General features: G+C 68.7%; 22 protein-coding genes. 17 read left to right on the top strand and 5 right to left on the bottom strand.

The annotated features are described in order from the left end of the window. The first annotated feature begins 28 nt into the window (after positions 1-28). The 7 genes from CFB52_RS34905 to CFB52_RS33065 all read left to right on the top strand — a co-directional run bounded on the left by CFB52_RS34905 (position 29) and on the right by CFB52_RS33065 (position 7,350). A complete protein-coding gene (locus tag CFB52_RS34905) occupies positions 29-202 on the top strand; it encodes a hypothetical protein (RefSeq protein ID WP_180278299.1) in 174 nt (57 codons plus the stop codon). 190 nt (positions 203-392) lie between these two features. Continuing rightward, positions 393-1,880, top strand: coding sequence for a PAS domain-containing sensor histidine kinase (locus CFB52_RS33090; RefSeq protein WP_099318519.1), 1,488 nt, complete (start codon positions 393-395; stop codon positions 1,878-1,880). Continuing rightward, on the top strand, positions 1,862-3,238 hold the full coding sequence (locus CFB52_RS33085; protein WP_059577757.1) for a sigma-54 dependent transcriptional regulator: 1,377 nt from the start codon (positions 1,862-1,864) through the stop codon (positions 3,236-3,238). The genes CFB52_RS33090 and CFB52_RS33085 overlap by 19 nt, the downstream gene beginning before the upstream one ends. A gap of 335 nt (positions 3,239-3,573) precedes the next feature. Next, on the top strand, positions 3,574-4,191 hold the full coding sequence (locus CFB52_RS33080) for a hypothetical protein (RefSeq protein WP_226094203.1): 618 nt from the start codon (positions 3,574-3,576) through the stop codon (positions 4,189-4,191). A 43-nt stretch (positions 4,192-4,234) separates the two neighbouring features. Beyond that, positions 4,235-4,780: a hypothetical protein gene (locus CFB52_RS33075; RefSeq protein WP_060310308.1), complete on the top strand. Its 546-nt coding sequence runs from the start codon at positions 4,235-4,237 to the stop codon at positions 4,778-4,780. 13 nt (positions 4,781-4,793) lie between these two features. Next, positions 4,794-6,059, top strand: a complete 1,266-nt coding sequence (locus tag CFB52_RS33070; RefSeq protein ID WP_099318607.1) for an MFS transporter — start codon at positions 4,794-4,796, stop codon at positions 6,057-6,059. 37 nt (positions 6,060-6,096) lie between these two features. Then, a complete protein-coding gene (locus CFB52_RS33065) occupies positions 6,097-7,350 on the top strand; it encodes an arsenic transporter (protein WP_099318518.1) in 1,254 nt (417 codons plus the stop codon). Positions 7,351-7,386: 36 nt separating this feature from the next. On the opposite strand, the gene CFB52_RS33060 is transcribed toward CFB52_RS33065, so the two are convergent. Next, on the bottom strand, positions 7,387-9,492 hold the full coding sequence (locus CFB52_RS33060) for a TonB-dependent siderophore receptor (RefSeq protein ID WP_099318517.1): 2,106 nt from the start codon (positions 9,490-9,492) through the stop codon (positions 7,387-7,389). A gap of 395 nt (positions 9,493-9,887) precedes the next feature. On the opposite strand from CFB52_RS33060, the gene CFB52_RS33055 reads away from it, so the two are divergent. The 9 genes from CFB52_RS33055 to CFB52_RS33015 are packed head-to-tail and all read left to right on the top strand — an operon-like array spanning position 9,888 to position 18,971. Further along, complete coding sequence (locus CFB52_RS33055) at positions 9,888-11,471, top strand: acetolactate synthase large subunit (protein ID WP_059577767.1); 1,584 nt, start codon at positions 9,888-9,890, stop codon at positions 11,469-11,471. A 49-nt stretch (positions 11,472-11,520) separates the two neighbouring features. Then, on the top strand, positions 11,521-12,333 hold the full coding sequence (locus CFB52_RS33050; protein ID WP_059577770.1) for an SDR family NAD(P)-dependent oxidoreductase: 813 nt from the start codon (positions 11,521-11,523) through the stop codon (positions 12,331-12,333). Between the two features lie 15 nt (positions 12,334-12,348). Further along, positions 12,349-13,386: a sialidase family protein gene (locus tag CFB52_RS33045; protein WP_099318516.1), complete on the top strand. Its 1,038-nt coding sequence runs from the start codon at positions 12,349-12,351 to the stop codon at positions 13,384-13,386. A gap of 12 nt (positions 13,387-13,398) precedes the next feature. Next, positions 13,399-13,914, top strand: a complete 516-nt coding sequence (locus tag CFB52_RS33040) for a VOC family protein (RefSeq protein WP_059577776.1) — start codon at positions 13,399-13,401, stop codon at positions 13,912-13,914. A 48-nt stretch (positions 13,915-13,962) separates the two neighbouring features. Further along, on the top strand, positions 13,963-14,568 hold the full coding sequence (locus CFB52_RS33035; protein ID WP_059577779.1) for an amino acid synthesis family protein: 606 nt from the start codon (positions 13,963-13,965) through the stop codon (positions 14,566-14,568). A gap of 27 nt (positions 14,569-14,595) precedes the next feature. Further along, on the top strand, positions 14,596-15,483 hold the full coding sequence (locus CFB52_RS33030) for an alpha/beta fold hydrolase (protein ID WP_179231827.1): 888 nt from the start codon (positions 14,596-14,598) through the stop codon (positions 15,481-15,483). Continuing rightward, a complete protein-coding gene (locus tag CFB52_RS33025) occupies positions 15,480-17,108 on the top strand; it encodes a bifunctional 3-(3-hydroxy-phenyl)propionate/3-hydroxycinnamic acid hydroxylase (protein ID WP_099318606.1) in 1,629 nt (542 codons plus the stop codon). The genes CFB52_RS33030 and CFB52_RS33025 overlap by 4 nt, the downstream gene beginning before the upstream one ends. Beyond that, positions 17,098-17,430, top strand: a complete 333-nt coding sequence (locus tag CFB52_RS33020; RefSeq protein ID WP_059577785.1) for an NIPSNAP family protein — start codon at positions 17,098-17,100, stop codon at positions 17,428-17,430. Before CFB52_RS33025 ends, CFB52_RS33020 begins: the two co-directional genes overlap by 11 nt. A 53-nt stretch (positions 17,431-17,483) precedes the next feature. Further along, on the top strand, positions 17,484-18,971 hold the full coding sequence (locus CFB52_RS33015) for an NAD-dependent succinate-semialdehyde dehydrogenase (RefSeq protein WP_099318515.1): 1,488 nt from the start codon (positions 17,484-17,486) through the stop codon (positions 18,969-18,971). A gap of 58 nt (positions 18,972-19,029) precedes the next feature. Here CFB52_RS33015 and CFB52_RS33010 read toward each other — a convergent pair whose 3' ends face one another. Next, positions 19,030-19,758 (bottom strand): IclR family transcriptional regulator, encoded by a 729-nt coding sequence (locus CFB52_RS33010; protein WP_059577791.1) that lies wholly within the window; start codon positions 19,756-19,758, stop codon positions 19,030-19,032. A 312-nt stretch (positions 19,759-20,070) separates the two neighbouring features. On the opposite strand from CFB52_RS33010, the gene CFB52_RS33005 reads away from it, so the two are divergent. Continuing rightward, positions 20,071-21,126: a porin gene (locus tag CFB52_RS33005; protein ID WP_059577793.1), complete on the top strand. Its 1,056-nt coding sequence runs from the start codon at positions 20,071-20,073 to the stop codon at positions 21,124-21,126. Positions 21,127-21,183: 57 nt separating this feature from the next. Here CFB52_RS33005 and CFB52_RS33000 read toward each other — a convergent pair whose 3' ends face one another. From CFB52_RS33000 to CFB52_RS32990, 3 genes are all read right to left on the bottom strand, one after another. Continuing rightward, positions 21,184-22,332 (bottom strand): porin, encoded by a 1,149-nt coding sequence (locus tag CFB52_RS33000; protein WP_059577796.1) that lies wholly within the window; start codon positions 22,330-22,332, stop codon positions 21,184-21,186. A 188-nt stretch (positions 22,333-22,520) separates the two neighbouring features. Continuing rightward, on the bottom strand, positions 22,521-23,084 hold the full coding sequence (locus CFB52_RS32995; RefSeq protein WP_059577799.1) for a cytochrome b: 564 nt from the start codon (positions 23,082-23,084) through the stop codon (positions 22,521-22,523). A 149-nt stretch (positions 23,085-23,233) separates the two neighbouring features. Continuing rightward, positions 23,234-24,598, bottom strand: a complete 1,365-nt coding sequence (locus CFB52_RS32990) for an aspartate aminotransferase family protein (protein WP_099318514.1) — start codon at positions 24,596-24,598, stop codon at positions 23,234-23,236. Between the last annotated feature and the right edge of the window lie 46 nt (positions 24,599-24,644).

Raw genomic sequence — 24,644 nt, 5'->3', positions numbered from 1 at the left:
CGGTCGCGTGCCGGAAAAGGGGAGGACCATGGAACGAAACACGATGCGCGTGCCGGGTGTTTCCGTGCGGGCGGCCGGGCCGTTCGCGATGCGCATCGCCGACCAGTGCGGCCGTTCCCCGCCCGACGCGGCCGACTTCGCGCCCACCGACATCATTCGGCTGGCGCGCATCGTCGAGCGGATCGAGCGGGACGGCGCGTAGAAGCGCGCTGCCGTATCCGCGGGTGCGCGCCGACGGCCGCGCGTGACGTCGACGGTGCGGCCGTTCGGCAGCACGATCGACGCGTTTTTCTCTCCCTGGCGGCTCGCCCCGTACGATACATGGCGGCCGTGGCGGCTTCACATCGCATGCAATACGCTATGCTGTCGTCCTCGACCGCCAGCCTGATCCGATGAAGCGTCCGTCGTTTTCCACCCAACTCGTCATGCTCTGGGCACTCGTCGCGGCGCTGTGCGCGACGCTGGTCGCGGTCGTCTGGGTCACGGCGAGCTCCGCCGAGAGTCAGCAGGTGGCCGGCGCGAAGGCCGCCGGCGCGTCGGCGTGCGAAGCGGTCGCGTCGCGTTACGGCGCTTCCGCGTCGGCGGGCGCCGAGCCCGCGCCCGAACTGATGCACGCGATCCTCGACATCGTGCTCTCGCGTGCCGCGGACATGGAGGGCGGGTTCTGGATGCCCGGTGCCGCGCCTGCCGCGAGCGGCTTTCTCGCGTATTCGTTTCCTACTTATCAGGGCAGCGGCGTCAAACGCGACGTTCCGGAAGCGGAAACGCCGCTGATCCTCCGCACGCTGCGAGCCGCGGCCGCGACGCATGCCGCGACGGCGAACGTCGTCGAAGGCGCGCAGGACGCCGTGATCGCGGCGGCGTGTCCGGTGCGCGGCGGATCGGGGCTGTACGTGTGGATGCTGACACGCGCGCGCCCGCCGCTGGGCCGGCACGGGGAATTGCTGGCAACGGGGCTCGCCGCCGTGCTCGCGGTGATTCTCGCGATCGCGGCGGCGCTGGCCGTGGCGCTGCGCCGATGGAAGCGCAATCTCGCACGGATCGAGAGCGGGCTGGGGCCCGACGGTCGCGAGCATCACCTGCCGTACGTCGGCGAACCCGATCTCGACCGCGTCATCGATGCGTTCAACGAGCGGGCGCGGCGCGCCGACCTGCTGCAACAGCAGGCCGCCGAGCTCCGCACGCGCCTCGCGCAGGCCGAACGCTTCGGGATGCTGGGCAAACTGGCCGCGCAGGTCGCGCACGAGATTCGCAATCCGATGGGCGCGATGCGGCTGAAGGCGGAAAACGCGCTGGCCGGCGACGGCCGGCGGCAGCAGGATGCGCTGCGCGTGATCCTCGCGCAGATCGAGCGCATCGATGCGCAGTTGTCGAGCCTGCTCGCGCTGACGCAGCCGGTGCGTCCGCATGCGACGCGTGTCGACGTCGACGCGTGGCTCGCGCAGGTCGTCGACGCGCACCGCGAGCTGGCGCAGCGGCAGGCGATCGACTTGACGCTGTCGCTCGCGGGGCAGGGCGAACGGCTCGCGTGGCCGTCGGATTTTCCCGCCTTCGATCCCGACCAGATGCGGCGCGCGCTCGACAATCTGCTGCTCAACGCGCTGCACCACGCGGGCGCGGGCGGCGCGGTCACGCTCGCGGCCGAACGATATCCGTTCGCCGGGCGCGACTGGCTGCGCATCACCGTGTCGGACAGCGGCCCCGGCGTGCCGGCCGCGCAGCGCGAGCGGATTTTCGAGCCGTTCGTGACCGGGCGCGCGGACGGAACGGGCCTCGGTCTCACCGTCGTCCGCGAAGTGGCGGCGGCGCACGGCGGGCACGCGCGCCTCGACGACGGCGCCGCATTCGTGATTGAAATTCCATGGCAAACATCCTCATAGTCGACGACGACGCGGCATTTCGCGACGGCCTCGCCGAAACGCTGGCCGATCTCGGCCATCGGGCCGTCGAGGCCGCATCCGGCCGGGCCGCGCTGAGCGCGCTGCGCGACGGCGGCAACATCGAATGCGTCTTTCTGGATTTCCGCCTGCCGGACCTGGACGGGCTGGCCGTGCTGGCGCAATTGCGCGACGATCCCGCCCTGGCCGCGATGCCGGTCGTCATGCTGACGGCCCACGCGACCAGCGACAACACGATCGAAGCGATGCGGCTCGGCGCATTCGATCATCTGACGAAGCCGATCGGGCGCCGGGACATCGCGCAACTGCTCGAACGCATCGTGTCGGCGAATCAGCCGCCCGCGCTCGCGCCGGTGGAAGGCGGTTTCGCGGGCGAGCCTTCGGCGGACCGGCCGCGACTGCTCGGCGTGAGCGCCGCGATGCGCGACGTGCAAAAGCAGGTCGGCCGGGCCGCGATGAGCGACGCGACCGTGCTCGTGACCGGCGAGACGGGTACGGGCAAGGAAGTGGCGGCCCGCGTACTGCATGCCGCATCGGCACGGCACGCGGGGCCGTTCGTCGCCGTCAACTGCGCGGCCATTCCGGCTGACCTGCTCGAAAGCGAGTTGTTCGGGCATCGTCGCGGCGCGTTCACGGGCGCGCATGCCGATCGCGCGGGGCGCCTCGTCGAGGCCGACGGCGGGACGCTCTTTCTCGACGAGATCGGCGACATGCCCGCCGCGATGCAGGCCAAGCTGCTGCGCGCGCTGCAGGAGCGCCAGGTGACGCCGCTCGGCGCGGATCGCGCGACGGCGATCGACATTCGCGTCGTGGCCGCGACGCACCGCGACCTCGCCGCGGCCGTCGCGAACGGTACGTTCCGCGAAGATCTCTTCTATCGGCTGAACGTCATTCCGCTGCACCTGCCGCCGCTCGCCGATCGCGTGGCCGACATTCTTCCGCTCGCCGCGCATTTCCTGGGTAGCGCGGCTGGCATGCGGCCGTTGCACCTGACGAACGACGCGCAACGGGCGTTGCTCGATCACCGCTGGCCGGGCAATGTCCGCGAACTGCGCAACGTGATGGAGCGCGCGGCCGCGCTCGCTCCCGGGCCGGCCGTCAGTGCGGCCGATCTCGGCCTGCCCGCCGTGCCCGCGCGCCAGCCGGGCGCCGATGCGGTGCCGGCGCACCTGCTCGACATGCCGCTGCCCGATGCGCTGGCGACGGTCGAGCGCGCGGCGATCCTGCGTGCGCTCGAGCGCGCGAACGGCAATCGCGCGGAAGCGGCGAGGCAGCTCGGGATCGGCCGCCAGTCGCTCTATGCGCGCATGGCGAATCTCGGGATCGAGCGCGACGACTAGGCGTCGAGTCGCGCGGTTTCGACTGTCGGAATGGCCGACAGCCGGTGAAGCCACGTGTCGGAAAACCCGACACGTTGGGCGTACATCGGCGCTCGGCGCACGGCCGCGCGGTGCGTCGCGGGTTGGCACGGGTATTGCGGATATCGATGCATCGCAACCCGTCGCCGGAACCCGTCATGAAGCCGTACCCGCCTGTCGTTCGATCGCGGCCGCGAGGCCGCGCCGCCGTTCGCCGTTCGTCTCGCATGCTCTGCGCCGCCGCGTTCGTTGCCGTCGCAACGGTCAGCGTGGCGCAGGTGCCGCCGGCACCGCGCGCGCAAGACCCGGCCGGCGCCATGCCGCCTCCGCCTCCGTCCGGGCCGCGTGCGCTTTTGCCCGTCGGGCCCGGCAACGACACCGGATCGGATGCGCTGGTTTCCGGCACGCTGTCGCGCCTGACGATCAATCCGGAAGGGACGGTCGACGGCTTCGTGCTGACCGACGGCACGCTCGTCCGTCTGCCGCCGCATCTCGGTTCGCAACTGGCTGCGCTCGTGCGGTCGGGCGAGCGTGTCACGGTGGCCGGCGAACGGCGCTTCGACGATGAAATCCATGCACGCGTGGTCCGCAACGACGGCACCGGCGCGTCGCTGTCCGATCAGCCGCCCGCGCCCGTCGCGCCCGTGCCTGCCATGCTGCGCGGCGTCAACCTCGCGCGCCTGAGCGTGTCCGGCGTCGTGCGCCGCGTGACGCACGCGCCGCGCGGCGAGCCGGACGGCGTGATGCTCGACGGCGGCGCGATCGTCAAGCTGACCGTGCCGGCCGCCCGGCAATTCGGCGCGCTGCTTGCGCCCGGGGAGCGCGTGGCCGCGATCGGCTACGGCACGCGCAACGCATACGGCGAAGCGCTGCAGGCCACGGCGTTCGGCGCGCCGGGCCATGTCGTGAATCTCTATGACGATGTCGCGCGCTGAAACGCGCGGCGCCGTTCCGCAATCCATCGAAAGGAGTCCTGTCATGCACTGGATCGATCCCGCCTGCCTCCCCGAAACGCGCGGCCGCGTCACGCAGTTCCTGCTCGATCCGCACGGAGAAATCGACGGCCTGATCCTGAACGGCGACCTGCAGGTTCACGTGCCGCCGCATCTGGGCCGCGAACTGGTGCGCCATGTCGCGGTGGGCGACCGCATCCGCGTGCGGGGCATCAAGCCGCGTCGCGCGGCGATGATCGCGGCCGTGCAACTGACCGGGCGTGGCGGCGTCGACATCGTCGACGCCGGGCCCGAGCACGCTGTCCCGAAGCCGCCGCGACCGGCTCGACGGCCGATGGAATTCAGCGGAGAAGTCGCGTTCGGGCTGTACGGCCCGAAAGGCGAGTTGAACGGCGCGTTGCTGACGAGCGGCGTCGCGTTGCGTCTGCCGCCGCATGCGGCGCAAGCATTGCACGACTACCTGCAGGCCGGCATCCATGTGCAGGCGTGGGGGCACGGCGTCGTCACGCCGCACGGTGCGACGCTCGACGTGAGTGACATTGCCGAGCTCGTCGATGCGGATGTCGCATGACGGCGCGGCGACCGTGAGACCGGCACGCGCGCTCGAGGCGCTCAACTTCTTCGTGGCCGACGTGCAGGCCGGCATCGGCCCGTTCATCGGCGTCATCCTGCTGTCGCGCGGCTGGGGCGCCGATGCGATCGGCTCGGTCATGACGCTGGCGGGGCTCGCCGCGATGGCCGCGACGCCGCTGGCCGGCGCGCTCGTCGATGCGGTGCGTGCGAAGCGGGCGCTGATCGTCGCGGCGACCGCGGCGACGGCACTCGCGTCGCTGGCGCTGATGTTCGTGCGCGGCTATCCGGCGGTGGCGGCGTCGCAGATCCTGGCGGCGGTCGGCGGCGCGGTGCTCGCGCCCGCGGTCGCGGGCGTGACGCTCGGCATCGTGCGTCGCCAGGGTTTCGATCGGCAGTTCGGGCGCAACCAGATGGCGAACCATGCCGGCAACGTCGCCGGCGCGGCGCTCGCGGGGTGGCTCGGCTGGCATGTCGGATTCGACGCGGTGTTCGCGCTCGTCGGGGTGTTCACCGTCCTTGCGGTTGCGAGCACGTTGGCGATACCCGGGCACGCAATCGATCATGCTTGCGCACGTGGTCTCGAGCCTGATGGCCGCGCACCGGGAACGGATGCTGCGCATCCGCATGCGTTGGACGCGGCGTCGACGTCGCGCGTCGGCGGCCTGCGCACGCTCGCCGAGAACCGGCCGCTGGTACTGCTCGGCGCGTCGCTCGCGCTGTTTCATCTCGGCAATGCCGCGATGCTGCCGCTCTACGGGATGGGCGTCGTCGTCACGCATCGCAGCAACGCGAGCGCGTTCACCGCGCAGACCATCGTCATCGCGCAGTGCGTGATGATCGCGGCGGCGTGGCTCGCGCCCCGGCTGATTCGCGCGCACGGCTACTGGCGCGTGCTGCTGTTCTCGTACCTCGTGCTGCCGGTGCGCGGGGCGGTCGCCGCGGCGTGGATGAGCGAAGCGGGTGTATGGCCGGTGCAGATGCTCGACGGCATCGGCGCCGGCCTGCAAAGCGTGGTCGTGCCCGCGCTCGTCGTTCGCCTGCTGCATGGCTCCGGCCGCGTGAACGCCGGGCAGGGCGCCGTCGCGACCGCGCAGGGGATCGGCGCGGCGCTCAGCCCCGTGCTCGGCGGCGTGCTCGCGCAGCACTTCGGCTATCCGGCCGCGTTCGTCGTACTGGGCGCCGTGTCGACGGGCTCGCTCGCGCTGTGGCTCGGTCATGCGCGATCGCTGAGCGGCGCGTGCGGCAAGCCCGCCGATCTATCGGCGACATCATCGTGAAAGCGATTTCGATTTCCATGCCTGTGTCGACTTGCCCATGAATCCTGTTTCGCTTGCCTGGCTGATTTCCGCGCTCGCCACCGCGGGCGTCATCACGCGTCCGTTCGGTTGGCCCGAGGCCACGTGGGCCGTGAGCGGCGCGCTGCTGCTGGTCGCGTTGAACCTGTTGCCCGTCGCGCAGGCGCTGGACGCCGTCGCGAAAGGGGGCGACGTCTACCTGTTCCTGACGGGCATGATGCTGTTGTCCGAGGCGGCCCGTCGCGAAGGGCTGTTCGACTGGGTCGCGACGCACGTCGTCAATCTCGCGCAGGGCTCGCCGCGGCGATTGTTCGCGCTGATCTACGGGGTCGGTGTCGTCACCACCGTGTTTCTGTCGAACGATGCGACCGCCGTCGTGCTGACGCCCGCGGTCCTTGCCGCCGCCCGCCGCGCGAAGGCCGACCCGATGCCGCTGCTGTACAGCTGCGCGCTCGTCGCCAATGCCGCGAGTTTCGTTTTGCCGATTTCGAATCCGGCGAACCTGGTGCTGTACGGCGCGCACATGCCGGCGCTCGGCGTATGGCTCGCGCATTTCGCGGCGCCGTCCGTCGCGTCGATCGCCGGTACGTTCGTGATGCTGAGGATCGTGCAGCGACGGGCGCTTGCCGGCCGCTGCGAATCCGGGCTGCCGGTGCAGCCGCTGACGGGCGGCGGGCGCATCGCGCTCGCGGGCATCGCGGCAACGGCCGTCGCGCTGATGGCGGTGTCGGTCCTCGATCGCCCGCTCGGGTTGCCGACCGCGCTCGCGGGTGTCGTCACGGTCGCATGCGTGGTGATGCGGGATCGCGCGGCGTGCGTGCCGATCGTTCGCGCGATTTCATGGAGCGTGCTGCCGCTCGTCGCGGGGTTGTTCGTCGTCGTCGAGACGCTCGACCGGACCGGCGCGGTGCGCGTACTGGCGGGGCTGCTGCACGCGTTGATGCAAAGCGGAGAGCACATTGCCGCCGCCGCGGCCGGCGTCGCGGTCGCGCTCGTGTCGAACGGGGTCAACAACCTGCCTGCCGGGCTGATCGCGAGCTCGACGATCCAGGCTGCGCACAGCCCGCAAACGGTGATCGATGCGATTCTGATCGGCGTGGATCTCGGCCCGAACCTGTCGATCACCGGATCGCTCGCGACGATCCTGTGGCTGGCGGCGATCCGGCGCGAAGGGTTGCAGGTCGGTTTCCGCGCATTTCTCGCGATCGGCGCGTGCGTGATGCCGCCTGCGTTGCTGCTCGCGCTGGGCGCGCGATTCGTGGTCGGCGGCTGACGCGCGATGCGCGTCGCGTCAGCCGTCCTGGTCGTGCTAGAACGAGTAGGCGAGCGACGCGAACAGGCTGCGCGGCGCGCCCGGCGTGACCCACAGGCTGTTGTACGAGCTGACGTATGTGGTGCGATTGAACAGGTTGTTCAGCACGACCGACGCACGAAGGTGCTTGTTGACCTGAAGATAGCCGTTGAGCTGCACGGTCGCGTAGGCCGGCAGCTCGAAGCCGTCCTGCGTGTTGGCCGTGTTGCCGGCGCGGCGCCCGACGTAGATCACGCCGGCGCCGGCACCCGCCTTGTCCGCGAACGGCAGGGTCGTCTCGTACATCAGCAGTGCGCTGCCGCTCAGCCGCGGTACGTCGACGAGGCGCGAACCGGGCGCGAGCACGGTGTCGCGTGTGACCTCCGCGTCGACGTACGCGAGATTGGCGATGCCGCGCAAGCCGTGACCGAGGTCGCCGCTCCATTCGAATTCGATGCCGCGACTGCGTACTTCGCCGGCCGCGCGCGAGAAGCCGGCATTCGCCGGATCGGCGGTGAGCACGTTGCGCTTGGTGACGTAGAACGCCGCGACGGTCGTGAGCGAGCGCGCGCCCGCCCATTTCGCGCCGGCTTCGTAGCCGCGGCCCTTTTCGGGATCGAACGCGCGGCCGCCGACGTCGGCGCCGTTGTTCGGCCGGAACGAATACGCGGTGTTCGCATACAGCGACAACGCCGGGCTCATTTCATACACGACGCCGAGACGCGGGCTCAGCGCGGTCTGCAACTGGCTCGTCGTCACGCCCTTCAGGCGGTTGTCGATCGACTGGTGGAAGCGATCCCAGCGCAGGCCGGCGAGGATTTTCCAGTGCGGCCCGAACGCGAGCGTGTCCTGCGCGTAGACGCCTTGACCGTCGTCGCGCTCGAGCAGGTTGGTCGCGGTGCGCGGCGTGGGCGCGGGCTGGCCGTAGACCGGATCGAAGATGTCGATCGCATACGGTGCGGCGGCGCTCGGCGTGGAGCGCGTGACGAACTGGTCGTAGTTGAAGCGGTACGCGTCGACGCCCATCACGAGCGTATGGCCGATGCCGCCCGTGCGGAACGCGCCGGTCGTCTCGAGGCGGCCTTGCAGGTCGTTCGAATGAAACGCGACTTGCCGGTAGCGCCGCCACAGCGTGCGGCCGTCCGGCTGCAACGCGAACGCCTCGGACGAGCGCCCGGACAGGTCGGTGTTGCGTTGCGCGACGCCTGCGTTGATTGACCAGCTTGAATCGATGCGATGCTCGAGCGTGAACTGGTGGCCCGTGTTGCGCACGTCGTAGTCGCCGTCGCGCGGCTCGCCGAGAAAGCGCGACGCGGGGATCACGCCGAGCTGCCCGTTGACCGCCAGCACGCCGCGATCGAGCGGCGCGCGCTGACGCGCGCTCTCGAACTCGTAGTGCAGCGTCGTGTCCGCGCCGATGTCCCAGGTGAACGACGGCGAGAACAGGTAGCGTTTGCTTGACACCGTGTCGCGAAAGCTGCCGTTGTTCTCGTTCATCGCGACGAAGCGGTACGCCAGCGATTTCGTGACGGGGCCGGTCGAATCGAGCGTCTGGCGCAATGCGCCGTAGCTGCCGGCCGACACGCCGATGGTGTTCGCGCGGGTGAACTGCGGCTGCTTCGTCGTATAGCTGATGATCCCGCCCGGATCGCCGCGGCCATACAGTGCGGACGCCGGCCCCTTGAGCACTTCCATGCGCTCGAGGTTCACGGTGTCGCGCGGCACGCTCATGCCGCGATTCCACGAAAAGCCGTTGACCAGGTAGTCGGTGCCGGACGTGTTGCCGTCGCCGGCGAAGCCGCGCACCGCGTAGTTGTCCCACAGGCCGCCGAAGTTGTTCTGGCGCGAGACGCCCGCGACCCAGTCGTAAAGATCGTCGCCGCGCGTCGCGGCCACGGTCTGGATCAGCTTCGTATCGACGCTGCCGACCGCGAACGGAATCTCCATCACGTCCGCCTCGCTGCGCGTCGCGCTCGTCGATTCGCGCGTGCGGAACGGCGCCGTCGCGCGTTGCGCGGACACCTCGATGGTCGGCAGCGCCGTTTCCTGCGCGTCGGCGGCGCCCATGCCGGCCGTGCCGACGACGATGGCCATCGGTGCGGCCGCCCAGTTCCTCCTGCTCATACTCCTCCCTTTTGATGTGCTTCGCGTTCGGGCACGGCGGGCGGCCTTGCGCCGACATCTGTGTTCCAAACAGTACATTCGCGCGGCAATTTAATGCAAATGAGAGGCATTTGCAATCGTAATTTTGAGATTGAGTGCGGGAAGCAAAACGGCGCGCCCGACGGATGCGATCGATCTGATGTGTCGATTTCGTTAAATTCCGAATTGTGGGAAATAGGTCGTTGGTTGATGGAGGCTGAACAGTTCGCCTGTCTTGTTACTTGCAGAATTGAACGGTGAGATTACGGGTAAACGCGGGCCTCGATGGAGTGCGAAATTGAAACTGGATGGTTTGACAAATCCCGTAATTCGGGATTACAGTAAAAACACTTCAGCCAAACCCGTCGAGCGGCCGCATGAACATTCCAGCGTTGAACAGCGATATCGAAGCAACAAGCGGGGCGAGCGTCGTGCTCACCACGGCGCGTGATGCCGGCGTCGACGTCTGTTTCGCCAATCCCGGCACGACCGAGATGCCGTTCGTCGGTGCGCTCGACACCGTGGCGGGCATGCGCTCGATCCTCGGGCTGTTCGAGGGCGTGTGCACCGGCGCCGCGGACGGCTATGGCCGCATGGCCGGCAAGCCCGCGATGACGCTGCTGCACCTCGGGCCCGGCCACGCCAACGGCATTGCCAACCTGCACAATGCGCGCCGCGCCCGCACGCCGATCCTGAACATCGTCGGCGATCACACGCGCGAGCATCTGAAGTACGACGCGCCGCTGACGTCCGACATCGAATCGCTCGCCCGTCCGGTGTCCGTGTGGTATCGCAGCGTGGCGCGCGACGCGGACCTCGCGACGGATACGGCCGACGCGATTTCGGCCGCGATGGGCGCGCGGCGCGGCGTCGCGACGCTCGTGCTGCCCGTCGATCTCCAGTCGGCCAAGGTGCGCGGTGCTGCGTGGCCCGCCGTCGTGCGCCCGGCCGCGGTGTCGTTCGATGCCGCTCGCGTCGAACAGGTTGCCGATCTGCTGCTCGGCGGCCATCGCGCCGTCCTGCTGATGGGCGCCCGCGCGCTGTCGGCGCGCGGCCAGCGTGCGGCGGCGCGCATCGCGGCGGCAACCGGTGCGACCTGCTTCAGCGAGACGTTTCCCGCGCGGGCGGAGCGCGGCGGCGGCCTGCCGGACATCGACCGCCTGCCGTATTTCCCCGAGCCGGCGCTCGCGGCGCTGGCCGGCCGGCGCGTGGTGCTGGCCGGCGCGCTCGCGCCCGTCACTTACTTCGGCTACGAAGGCATTCCGGGCGAACTCGCGCGGCCGGAGGACATCGTGACGCTGGCGGCGCCGGGCGACGCGGCGGACGACGCGCTGGAGGCGCTGGCCGATCGCATCGGTGCGGCGGCAACGAATGACGATGGCGTGCGCGTCGAGCGCTGGCGCGTGGAGGACGGGCCGCTCACACCGCAGGCCGTCGGCCGCGTGCTCGCGAATGCACTGCCCGACGATGCGATCGTGTCGATCGAGGGCGGCACGTGCGGCTACCCGTTCGTGACCGCGTCGGCACGCGCGCGCCGCCACACCATTCTCACGAACACGGGCGGCGCGATCGGCCAGGGGCTGCCGGTGGCGCTCGGCGCCGCCGTCGCGTGCCCGGCGCGCCGCGTGTTCGCGCTGCAGTCCGACGGCAGTGCGCAGTACACGATCCAGTCGCTGTGGACGATGGCGCGCGAGCGTTTGCCGATCGTGATGCTGATCGCATCGAACCGGCGCTACGGCATCCTGCAGACCGAGCTCGCGCGCAGCGGCCTGCCGGCCGACACGCCGCACGCCAGCCGCCTGACGCTGCTGGACGATCCGCCGATCGACTGGCTCGCGCTGTCGCGCGGCTATGGCGTGCCGGCCCAACGCGTGAGCGACACGCATGCGCTGGTGCAGGCGCTCGACGGCGCGCTCGCGCGCACCGACGGGCCGACGCTCGTCGAAATGCGGTTGTCCTGATCGCGTCACGCGCTCGTTTCCTCAATCCCGACTCTCACCTTTCATCGACATGGATCTGCAACTGCACGGAAAAGCCGCGTTCATCACCGGCGGCAGCATGGGCATCGGCAAGGCCGTCGCGCTCGAACTGGCGCGCGAAGGCGTCAACGTCGCGATCGCCGCGCGACGCATCGAACACCTCGAAGTCGCGGCCGCCGAGATTCGCGCGGCGCTCGCGCCGCTGGGCAGCGCGGCCGGCGCCATCGTGCCCGTCACGGTGGACACGACCGACATGGCGTCGGTCGAAGCGGCGATGGCAGCGAGCGTCGAGCGCTTCGGCCGGCTCGACATCCTGCTGAACGGCGCGGCGCACCCGGGCGGGCTCGTGCGGGCGGAGCTGGAGCATGCCGATCCGCAAGGGTTGCTGCAGGACATCGATATCAAGGTGGTCGGCTACCTGCGTTGCGCGAAGGCGGCCGCGCCGTACATGCGGCGCAACGGCTTCGGCCGGATCGTCAATATCGGCGGCCTGACCGGCCGCGGCAGCAAGCAACTGTCGGGCATGCGCAACGTGGCGATCGTCCACCTGACCAAGACGCTGTCCGACCAGCTCGGCCCGTTCGGCATCACGGTCAACACGATTCACCCGGGCGTCGTCGAAACGCCGCACATCCACGAGCTCTACGAGACGGAGGCGCGCAAGCAGGGGCTCACGGCCGCGGAGGTCGAGGCCAACTACGTGAAGGTCACGCCGATCCGCCGCGTGCTGCAGCCGGAAGAAATGGGGTGGATCGTCGCGTTTCTCGCGTCGCCGAAGTCCGGCTCGATCACCGGCGAATCGATCGGCTGCGACGGCGGGCTCACGCGCGGCATTTTTCTCTGACACGAGGAGCATTTCATGACCGCAACCGTACTGGTCGCCACCGCGGGGCAAGGCATCCTGCGCTCGAACGACGACGGCAAGACCTGGCATCGCCTCGGGCTCGCCGAACCGATCGAGTTCGACGGCATCGTGCGCGCGCTCGCGGTGGATCCCGCGACGCCGTCGCGCGTCTATGCCGGCGCCGATTCGGGGCTGTGCATCAGCGAGGATGGCGGCGCGCACTGGTTTCGGCCGGACAACCTGCTGAACGGGCAGACGGTCTGGTCCATCGCGATCGATCCGGCGAACCCGGCGGTGCTCTATGCCGGCACCGGCGCGCCGTCGCGTGCCGCGCTTTACAAGTCGAGCGACGCGGGCTTGACCTGGGCGAGAACGGCCCCCGAGCTGCCGGAGTTCTGCTCGGGCGTCAACCGTCCGCGGCTGCTGACGATCTGCGTGGATTCGGACGACAGCAGCAACGTCTGGTACGGCGTGGAGGAGGGCGGCGCGTGGCGCAGCCGGGATGCCGGTGCGAGCTGGGCGCGCGTGGACGGCCCCGGCAGCGCGATCCGCAACAGCGACATTCACGCGATCGCCGTGCTGCCCGCCGCGCAAGACCGGCCGAAGACCACGGTGCTGCTGACGGTCAACGCCGTGTACGTGAGCGAGGACGACGGCCGGACCTGGGACGGCAAGCTGTCGCGCGACCGCTTCGACGGGCTGTACTACACGCGCACCGTCGTACAACTGCCGGAGCCGGAAGGCGACCTGCTGATGGCGATCGGCGACGGCACGCCGGGCACCCGCAGCCGAATCTACCGCTCGGCCGATCGCGGCCACGCGTGGCGCGAGATGGACCTGCACACGCCGCCGAACTCCACGTTCTGGGCGTTCGGCGTGCATGCGGCCCGGCCGGCGCTCGTCTATGCGGGCACCAAGTATGGGCACCTGTTCCGTTCGAGCGACGGCGGCCGGAACTGGATCAAGGAATGGCGCGATTTCAGCGAGATCACGGCGGTGGCGTGGACGCCGTTCGAGGCGCCGCTGGCCGCCCACGCGCAGTCGACCCACTGAGCGGAGCGAACGATGACACCGTCCGATATCCGGCAACACGCCGAGCGCGCGAACGCGAGCGGCCTGCCGCTGCCGACGCCGCGCGTGCAGCGCACGCACCTGTCGCTGTTCGTGCGCGACCCCGTCCGTTCGAGCACGTGGTACGCCGAGGTGCTCGGCATGACGGAAACCGCGCGCGGCGAGCAGTGGGTGTTCATGTCGTTCGGCCAGAAGCACCACGACATCGCGCTGATTCGCGCGGCGTCCGATGCGGAGCTCGGCACGATCGGCCTGCAGCACTACGGCCTCGAGATCGCCGGCGGGCTGACCGAATTGCGTCGCCTGTACGGGATGCTGCTTCGCCGCGGCGTGCCGATCGTCAAGATCACCGATCACAAGGTCGGGATCGGCGTGTATTTCACGGACCCCGACGGCAACCGGCTCGAATTCTTCTGCGAGACCGTCACGGACGACGAAGAGGGCAAGCGCGTGCTGCATCGATACAACGCGCCGAGCGATCCGTTCCAGCTCGAACCGTTGTTCGACTGAAGCGCCGCGTCTCAATCCGCATCATCGACGTTTTATAAAGGAATACTGATGAGCAAGACCGCCAATTTCGAAGGCTTTCATATCCGCAAGTGGTACACGCAGATCGAGGATTCGCTCGCGAACGAAACCGGCCAGCTCGCGGATGGCGAGCCGCTGCGCAAGATCGTGATCGCCGCGGCCGTTCACAACCCGTACGCGGGACGATTCAGCGAAAACCTCGACGATCTCGTGCGCCCGTCGCCCGCGCTCGGCAAGGAATTCGCGCGACGCATCGAATCGCTCGCCGCCGGCCGCGCGATCGAGAGCTACGGCAAGGCCTGCCTGGTCGGCTCGGCCGGCGAATACGAACACGGCAACGCGTTCCTCACGTCGATCTTCGCCGAGCCGATCCGGGCGGCGCTGGGCGGCGGGAAAGCGTGGGTGCCGTCGAGCGGCAAGCGCGGCCCGATCAATACGGTGATCGACGTGCCGCTCGCGCACAAGGATGCGCTCTACGTGCGCTCGCACTACGACACGGTGACGTGCCTGTTTCCCGATGCGCCCAACGACGACGAAGTGCTGGTGATCTTCGCGTTCGCGACGCGCGGCCGGCTGCATGCGCGGCTCGGCGGCCTGAAGGCGAGCGAGATCGTCGGTCGCGACGGTCTGGTCTGATCGCGCATGCCGGCCGGGGAGCACATGATGAACGCGGCATCCGCCAGGGATGGATGGATCGACAACGATGGATTGCGGCTGCACTACGTGAGCTGGGGGCGTGACGATGCGCCGGCCGTGGTGATGCTGCACGGCTTGCGCAGTTACGCGCATACCTGGGCGAGCGTCGCCGATGCGCTGGTCGACCGCTACCGGGTCGTCGCGCTCGATCAGCGCGGGCGCGGGCTGAGCGACTGGGATCCTCGGCGGGACTACTACGCGGCGGCCTACGTGCGCGATCTCGACGCGCTGGTGCGGGCGCTCGACCTGCGACGGTTCGTGTTGGCCGGGCACTCGATGGGCGGGGCCAACGCGTTCGTCTACGCGGCGGCACGACCGGAGCGGCTCGCCGGTCTCGTGATCGAGGACATGGGCCCCGGTGCGTCGGCCGGATCGCCGGGTTCCGAGCGCATCAAGCGCGAGCTGCGGGACACGCCGGACGCGTTCGCGTCGTGGGACGACGCGCGCGCGTTCTGGCGACGCCAGCGGCCGAACGTCGCGGAATCCGCGCTCGACTCGCGCCTCGCACACTCGCTGAAGGCGGACGCGCGCGGCCGGATCGTATGGCGGCACGACGCGCAAGGGATCGCGGCGGCCCGGCTGGCCGCGACACCGGCGCAACTCGTCCATCTTTGGCCGCTGATCCTCAATCTGCACGTGCCCACGTTGTTGTTGCGCGGCGGAGACTCGGATTTCCTGTCCGCGGACGTGGCGGCCGAAATGGCGGCCGCCAATGCGGAGATCGAACGGATCGACATACCCGGCGCGACGCATTACGTGCACGACGATCGGCCCGATGCATTCAATCACGCGCTGCGCACCTGGCTCGATCGTCTCGACGACGCCGCATGGCGCGCGGGAGGCGCCGGCGAATGAAAGCGAACAACCGGAACCGGACCAAGGTCGCCATCGTCGGCGCGGGGCCGAATGGTGCGGCCATGGCCAACCTGCTCGGCCTGTATGGCGTCGATACGATCGTCGTCGAACGCGAGGCGCGGATCGTCGAGTTCCCGCGTGCGGTCGGCATCGACGACGAGGCGCTGCGGCTGTTTCAGACGGCCGGTCTGGCCGACGAGCTGAGCCGCGACATCATCCAGAACGTGCCGCTGCGCATGTTCAAGGCGAACGGCGAATGTTTCGCCGACATCCGTCCGTCGATACGCGAGTTCGGCTGGTGGCGACGCAACATCTTCATGCAGCACCTGGCCGAGCGTACGCTGCGCGACGCGCTGGCGCGCTATCCGCACGTGTCCCTGCGCACGGGCGAAGAGGTGGTCGGCCTGGAGCAGGACGACGAAGGCGTGACGCTTCAGGTGCGTGCCGCCGACGGGCGGCAATACGAACTCGATGCCGACTACGTGGTGGCGGCCGACGGCGGACGCAGCCCCGTGCGCGAGATGCTCGGCATCAGGCTGGCCGGTACGACGCATCCGATCAAATGGGTCGTGGTCGACGTGAAGAACGCGCAGCTCGACCAGCCGTGTACCGCGCTGAACTGCGACCCGCGACGCCCGAACGTCTGCATCTATCTGCCGTTCAACTACCGACGCTGGGAATTTCTCGTGTTTCCGCACGAGGACGAAGCGGCGATCGCGCAACCGGAGTCGATCCGCGCGCTGATCGAACCGTACGTCGACGACGTCGATCGCATCGAGATCGTGCGTGCGCGCACCTACACGCATCACTCTCGCGTGGCCGAACGTTTCGTCGCCGGACGCGTGGCGCTCATCGGCGACGCCGCCCACCTGAGCCCGCCGTGGATCGGCCAGGGGCTGAACGCGGGGCTGCGCGACGTGGGCAATCTCGCATGGAAGCTCGCGGGGGTCGTGAACGGCACGTTGCACCGGAGCGTGATCTCGACGTACGAATCGGAGCGCCGCGATCACGCGAAGGCGATGATCGATCTCGCGGACACCTTCGGCGCGATGCTGATGCCGACCAGCCGTCTGGTCGCGTTCCTGCGCGACCGGTTCCTCGGGCTCGCGCGCCATGCGCCCGGCCTGAAGGATTACGTGCTGCAGATGCGCTTCAAGCCGATGCCGAGCTATACGCACGGGATCGTGGTCACCGGCGCGTCGGGCGCCGTCGGGCGCATGATCGTCCAGCCCGACGTCGAAACGGCCGACGGCGCCCGTCGCAAGCTCGACGACGTGCTCGGCCCGTGGTTTTCGGTCATCGGCTGGCGATGCGACCCACAGGCGTGCCTGAGCGACGACGATCGCGCGTTCTGGGCCGCGCTGGGCGCGAAATTCGTGCAGATCGTCCGTTCGCGCAGCGGAACGTGCCGCGAGCAGCGCATCGCGAGCGCGCACGGCAGCGAGTGCGTCGAGGACGTCGACAACGCGATGGCCGAATGGTTCGACAGGCACGCGGGGCCGCTCGTCGTCGTCCGTCCGGACCGCTATGTGGCGGCGCAGACGGACGCGGCCGGCATGGCGGGCGTGACCGCGGCATTCCACGCGTTTGCGGCGCGACAACGGGAGAGCGCGCATGTTTGTTGAGCAACGCACGTACACGCTGGTGCCGGGCGGCGTCGCCGAGTATCTGCGGCTGTACGCGGAATGCGGTCGCGCACCGCAGGAGCACGCGCTCGGCACGATGGTCGGGTGTTTCGCGACGGAGATCGGACCGCTGAACCAGCTCGTCTATCTGTGGGCGTTCGATTCGCTGGACGATCGTGCCCGGCGTCGTGCGGTGCTGATGGCCGATCCCGAATTCAGGACGTTTCGCGGCAAGGTCCGGCATCTGCTCGTCCGGCAGGAAAACCAGATCCTCCGACAGGAAATCGGCGGCCTGCTGCGCGCACCGCCATCGGCCGCGTGATGCGATCGTCGCGTTGCCCGGCCCATCGTGCAGTTTCTACCGAGGTATCCGTCTTGATTCCGTTTACGCCCTTGACCTCCCACATAGCACCCGATGTGCGGCGCGATTACGCGTCGCTCCATCTGTATATCGACGGCCGGTTCTTTCAGGCCGACGGCCGGCGCACGCAGCCCGTTCTCGATCCGGGCACCGGCGACGTGCTCGGCGACCTGCCGCATGCGACGCCGGCCGATATCGACGCCGCGGTGCGCGCCGCGCATCGCGCGTTCGCGACGTGGCGCCGCGAGTCGCCGCTCGCGCGCTCGGACATCCTGCGCCGCGCGGCTGCGCTGGTGCGCGAGCGCGCCGACGCGATCGGACGTCACATCACGATGGACCAGGGCAAGCCGCTTCGCGAGGCGATCGCCGAGGTCGTGTCGTCCGCCGAGCAGCTCGAATGGCACGCGGAGGAAGGACGTCGCACGTACGGCCGCGTCGTGCCGTCGCGCTCCCCGGACGTCGCCCAGACGGTGCTGCGCGAACCGATCGGCGTGTGCGCGGCGTTCTCGCCGTGGAATTTCCCGTTCAGCCAGGCGATGCGCAAGATCGCGGCGGCGCTTGCGTCCGGGTGCACGCTGGTGCTGAAAGGGCCGGAGGAATCGCCGAGCGCGATCGTCGCGCTCGCGCGCATCTTCCACGACGCCGGATTACCCGCGGGCTGCCTGAACATCGTCTGGGGCGTGCCGGCCGACGTGTCCAGGCAACTGATCGAGTCGCCGCTCGTGCGCAAGATCTCGTTCACGGGTTCGGTGCCGGTCGGCAAGCAACTGGCGGCGCTTGCCGCGTCGCACATGAAACGCATGACCATGGAACTAGGCGGCCATGCGCCGGTGCTGGTCTGTGCGGACGCCGACGTCGAACGCGCGGCGACGATGCTGGCCGCATACAAGTTTCGCAACGCCGGGCAGGTCTGCGTATCGCCGACGCGTTTTTTCGTGCAGCGCCCGGTGTTCGACCGGTTCGTCGCCGCATATCTCGAGGCGGTCGGCAAGATCCGCGTCGGCTACGGGCTGGAAGAGGCGACCACGATGGGGCCGCTTGCGCATGCGCGACGCGTAGCCGAGATCGACGCGTTCGTCGCCGACGCGAAGGCAAAAGGGGCGGAGATTGCCGCAGGCCGGGCGCGCCTGCCGACGGCGGGGCCGGGGCACTATTTCGCACCGACGGTCGTGCTGGGGCCGGCGCGTGATACGCGGCTGATGAACGAAGAGCCGTTCGGGCCGATCGTCGGGATCGTGCCGTTCGACGCGCTCGACGATGCGCTCGACGAAGCCAACCGCTTGCCGTTCGGCCTCGCGTCGTACGCGTTCACGACGTCGGCGCGCCATGCGCACCGGATCGGCCGTGCGCTCGAAGCCGGCATGGTCAACATCAATCACTTCGGCATGGGGCCGGCGGAGATCCCGTTCGGCGGCGTGAAGGACAGCGGCTTCGGCAGCGAGGGCGGAACGGAGACGTTCGACGGCTACCTGGTCACCAAGTTCATCACGCAGATGAACTGACCGCGCACGTGGGCGTTTCGGATGCGGCATCGTTCGCGATGCGATGCCGCGCGAATGCTCAGGTGGCGTCGCCGATCCGTGCGGTGGCGTCGATCAGGAGCTTGCCGAGTACGTGTTCGTCGAACAGCGCGAAGTGTTCGGCGCGAAAGATCAGCGACAGGCTGCTGTTGACGTCGCCGCTGCTGGCCGTGCGAATCGGTGCGGCGATGCCGACGAACCCGGCGTCGAGCTCGCCGCGCGAGATCCAGTATCCGGCCTCGACGATCTGCTGGCAGGCGCGCCAGAACTGCGTCCAGTCGGCGGCGAACTCGCCCAGCTCGGCGTTGTGCCGTTCGTGCAGGCGCTTCAGCCGCGCGCGCGACATCGCGGCGACGATCACCTTCGACGACGCGCCCTGGAACAACGGCATGATGCGGCCGCGGCCGAAGCCCAACTGCAGATTCTCGGCGCCGGTCTCGTGCATCACGTTGATGATCTGCTCGTCGAACAGCGTCGAGACGAGCGCATCGCCGCCGGTGACCTGAACCAGTTTCTGGATGACGGGTTTCGCGGCGGTGAGCGTCGGGTCCGACTGCCGCATGTTGTAGTCGAGATGGATGATGCGCGGGCCCAGCGTATAGCGGCCGTTGGTGCCGACGAGCAGGCCGACGGACGCCAGTTCCTTCACGTAGCGATAGCACGTGGTGCGCGAAAAGCCCATGTGTTCGGCGATTTCCTCGGCGGTCATCGACGTCGCGGACGAAGAGAAGACGTCGAGGATGGACAGCATTTTGGTGAGGCTCGACATGACGTGATCCGGGATTCAGACGGCTTGCGGCAATGGAACGGGAAGGACGCACGCGCTGCGGGCTGCCGGGGTGCGGCACGGCATGCGCCGCCGCGGGCGACAGGCCGTAGTCTAACTTATGTCGTGCGGGCGGCGACCGGGACCACGGCGGCGAATGGGCGCGGTGCGGGCCGGCCGCGTCGGGGAGGATCGTTTCACCTTGAATGATATGGATTCCTATTTTAATGGAAGAAATCGCACCCGGTCGAGGTTGCCGCCGAGCCGGTCGGATCGCGCGCGCATCGGCCGGGAAGTTTCGATGAGGAGAAGACGATGAAAGGGTGGTTTCGGATGATGGCTTTATGCGGCTGCGGAACCGTCGCACCGACGTTCGCGCAATCGAGCGTGACGCTCTACGGTTCGCTGGACACGGGCGTGACCTATACGAGCGACGTGGCGTCCGCCCCGCATGGCGGGCGTCAGGTCGCGTTGCAGGCCGGCGTGTCGCGCAACGACGTGTGGGGCCTGACGGGCAGGGAGGATCTCGGCGGTGCCGGCTACGCGGTGTTTCGGCTCGAAAGCCAGTTCCAGACGTCAGACGGCGCGCTGACCGTGCCGGGCTCCGCGTTCAGTTCGCAAGCGTACGTCGGGCTCGGTGGCGACTGGGGGACCGTGACGCTCGGGCGGCAGTTCGATTTCGTCGGCGATCTCCTGCCGGCGTTCGCGATCGGTGCGAACACGCCGGCCGGCCTGCTCGCGTGGGGCTTGCCGGCGAACGCATCGGCGGGCGGCGCGCTCGACAACCGTGTATGGGGCGTCCAGGTGAACAACGCGGTGAAGTACGTGAGCCCGTCATTCGGCGGATTGTCGTTCGGCGGCATGTGGGGGTTCGGCAACGTGCCCGGGACGGTCGCGCGCGGCAGCGTGCAAAGCGCGATGCTGTCCTACGCACAGGGCGCGTTCAGTGCCGCCCTCGCTTATTTCGGCCAGCACGACGTGACCGCCGGCGGCAATCTGCGCAATTTCTCGGTCGGGGCCGGCTACAACGTCGGTCCGCTCCGCGTCTTCGGCATGGTGTCGGACGTGCGGATCAGTGCCGCCGCGCCGCTGCGGGCCACCACTTGCGACGCCGGGCTGACCTATGCCGTCACGCCGTCGTTGCAACTGGGCGGCGGGTTCCAGTACCAGCAGCGCGGCGGCGACGTCGGCTCGGCCAATCAGGTCACGTTGAGCGCCGACTATTCGCTGTCGAAACGTACGGGCCTGTACGCGGTATTCGCACGCGGGCACGACGGTGCTTACGGCGCCCAGGTCGAAGCGGCGCTTGGCGGGCCGGCGTCCGGTGCGGCGCAGACGGCGGTTCGGCTCGGCGTGCGGCATCAGTTCTGACGGTTCGGGAAAGCACGGGCTGCCGCGCACGCTGCGAGCCCGTGTGGTCCGCCGGGTTCAGAAGCGATGCATCATCCCGACGCGCAACGCCAGCTGATTGCGGCCCGACGACTGCCCGGCCGTGCCGAGCACGTGTGCGTAGTCGAAGTCGGTGCCGGTATTGCCGGTTGCATGCTGATACGCGCCCTGAATGTACGTCGAGGTCCGCTTGCTGAGATCGTAGTCGAGCATCATCGATAGCTGGTGCCAGCTCGGCGACGCATCGCCCGCCGCCGTCGCGACATGTGCATGCGTGTAGGTATAGGCCGCGCCGAGCCAGACGTCCGGCCGGAAGAAATACTGGCCGTTGACCTCGAAGTTGTCGAATTTCCACGCGTGCTGCGAGCCTGCCGCCGGCTGGTTCGCGAAGTAGAGATTCAATTCCGGGTTGGTCACGTCGACATGCGAATACGCGGCGGACAGCGTCAGCTTGTCGCTGAACTTGTACGATGCGCCGGCATCGATGTTCTGCTGCGAGCGGCCGCTGAAAACCGTATCGTCGCTCGACAACGCGCCGCCCGCGGTTGCGCCGCCATTGTCGGCCTTCAGGTACGCGACGGCAGCGGAAAATGCGCCCGCCTGGTACTGCACGGCGGCGCTGTACACGCGGTTCCGCGCGAAGCCGCCCGCCTGATTCGCGAGCCCGTACAGCACTTCGCCCTTGAAGCCGCCGTACATCGGCGACACGTACTTGATGCTGTTCTGGATGCGGTAGTCCCAGTCGGCGTTGTCGTTGTCGTACGGATGCGCGCCGAAGTCGCCGAGCCAGTTTCCGGTGGCCGTGAAAGGGCTCCATATGTCGAGCGTGGGATCGTACTGGCGGCCGAACGTCAGCGTGCCGAACCGATCGGAATCGAGCCCGACGTAGGCCTGCCTGCCGAACATCCGCGACGTGACCCCGAGCGCACCGGTGCTCGCGTTGAAACCGTTCTCGAGCTGGAACAGCGCTCTCAGCCCGCCGCCGAGGTTCTCGGTCCCTTTCAGGCCCCAGTTGCTGCCGACGGTATCGCCGCTGACCATCTGGTAAGCGTGGCTGCCGCCCGCGTTGCTCGTGAAATTGACGCCCTCGTCGATCAGGCCGTACAGCGTCACCGTGCCTTGCGCATGGGCCGTCAGGCCGAAACCCATGGCGCTCGCGGCCGATACGGCCGCCATTATCTTTTTCATCGTCGATCTCCAGGTGTGGGCGGCCCACGCGGCGCGGTTTCCGACGGCGTGCGACGGCGCCGGACGCGTGCGGCGGGTCCGCTTGTCGTTAGTAAAACGAAATATTTATGGTGAAGAAGATCGGCCCGCCGCGATCGGGCGGACCGGATGCGGAAGCTCACCGGGCGCGAGGTTTCCGCGTGGCGGCGTTACAGCATTCGCCGCAGCACGTCGTTTTCCGGGTTGCGGTCGAAGAATCGGTGCTTCAGCGCGCCGAGCACATGCAGCACGACGAGCGCGAGCAGCGTGTAGGCGAGCGTCCTGTGCAACCACTGAAACGCCTCGAACCAGTGGTCGTTCTTCGGCAGCAGCTCGGGTACGCGGAAAAAGAAGAACGGCACGCCGTCGCTCTGCGTAAACGTGCTCGACATCGAATAACCCATCAGCGGCACGACGATCGCCAGCGCATACAGCAGGTAGTGGCCGATCTTCGCGAGCTTGCGGTCGAGCGTCGGCAGGGTCGAAGGCAGCGGCGGCAACGGCTTCATCGAACGGATTGCCAGTTGCGTGACGACCACCAGCAGCGTGAGCACGCCGAATTCCTTGTGCGTCGGGTAGTACCAGTCGAACTTGGCCGGCAGGTTGTCGTCGAGCCGGACCATCGTCCAGCCGGTCCAGAGCTGCGCGCCGATCAGGATCGCCCTGACCCAGTGCAGCAGTCGAAGCGCGAGCGGGTATTTCTCCACCGTGAATGCAACGGCCCGGTTTTCCATTTGACTTGTCTTCCTTTAAAACGAAACGGGAACAGGCGGGATGCCGATCGTCGACTTCGGCGCCCCGCGGCGATCGTCGTCGAACCGAAGCCGGACGGCGACGCGCACGAACCTTCGACGAAAAGCCCGTGCGCCGGGCCGGTTCGCGCTCAGGCGATCGCCAGCGAATCCGCGCAGCATTCCTGCAGCGCTTCGCGCAGCGTCACCGCGATGAAGTCGGCTTCGTCCTGCCGCAGCGTCAGCGGCGGCGACATCACGACCTTGTTCGCGATCGCGCGGACCAGGACGCCGCGCCGGCGCGCGGCATCTGCCACGCGGGCGGCGAACCCCTTGCCCGGATCGAGCGGCGTGCGGCTGGCCTTGTCGGTCACCAGGTCGAGCGCCAGCATCAGCCCCTTGCCGCGGACGTCGCCGACGGTCTCGAAGTCTGCCTTCAGCGGCAGCAATTGCTCGAGCAGGCGCTGGCCGACCCGCGCCGCATTGCCCGGCAGATCCTCGGCCTCGACGATGTCGAGCACCGCGAGCGACGCGGCGCAGGCGAGCGGATGGCCGCTGTACGTATAGCCGTGCATGACCACGTGCGAGAAGCCCGCCCCATGTTCGATCGCGTCGGCGATCCGCCCGTTGTACAGCGTCGCGCCGAGCGGCACGTAGCCGGCGGAAATGCCCTTGGCGACGCACAGGATGTCGGCGGCGACGCCCCAGCCGCGGCTGCCGAGCAGGCTGCCGGTGCGGCCGAAGCCGGTGACCACCTCGTCCGCGATCAGCAGGATGCCGTTGCGGTCGCATACGGCGCGCACGCGAGCCCAGTAATCGGCCGGCGGGACGATCAGGCCGCCGGCGCCCTGCACGGGTTCGGCGACGAACGCGGCAATGGTCTGCGGGCCGTGGAACGCGATCGTTTCCTCGATCTGCCGGATGCAGTGCTCGACGAGCTGTTGCGGATCGTCGCAATTCCACGGATTGCGATAGAGCCACGGCGTGTCGAGCAGCACGCAGCCGGGCAGCAGCGGGCCGTGATTGTAATGGTAGACGCCGTTGCCGCCAATCGACGTGCCGCCCATGTGCACGCCGTGATAGCCGTTGCGCAGCGACAGGAATTTCGTGCGCGACGGCTCGCCCGCGGCGACCCAGTACTGGCGCGCCATCTTGAGCGCGGTCTCGATCGCGTCGGACCCGCCGCTGCCGAACATGACCCGCTGCATGTCCTCCTGCGCGAACATCGCGCACAGGCGGTCGGCCAGATCGTAGACGCGCGGATGGGCGACGCCGTCGAAGGTCTGGTAGTACGACAGTTCGTCCATCTGCCGGGCGATCGCGCTTTTCACTTCCGGCCGGTTATGCCCGACGTTGACGTTCCACAGGCCGCCCACGCCGTCGAGCATGCGGTGGCCCTCGACGTCGTACACGTAGTTGCCGTCGCCGCGCGCGATGATCACGGTGGGAGTCGTATGCCCGGCGGCCGCCGAGCTCATCGGGTGCCAGAATCGTTTTTGACGCTTTTGATAGTCCATGGTGTCTCTCGTCTCTCTTGCGAAGTGCTTGAACAGGGTTGTGGCG

The sequence above is a fragment of the Burkholderia sp. AU18528 genome, assembly GCF_002223215.2.
In the GTDB taxonomy this organism is placed as follows: Bacteria; Pseudomonadota; Gammaproteobacteria; order Burkholderiales; family Burkholderiaceae; genus Burkholderia; species Burkholderia semiarida.
Note: the sequence above shows the minus strand (reverse complement) of the source record. Positions and strands in the feature narration are given on the sequence as shown.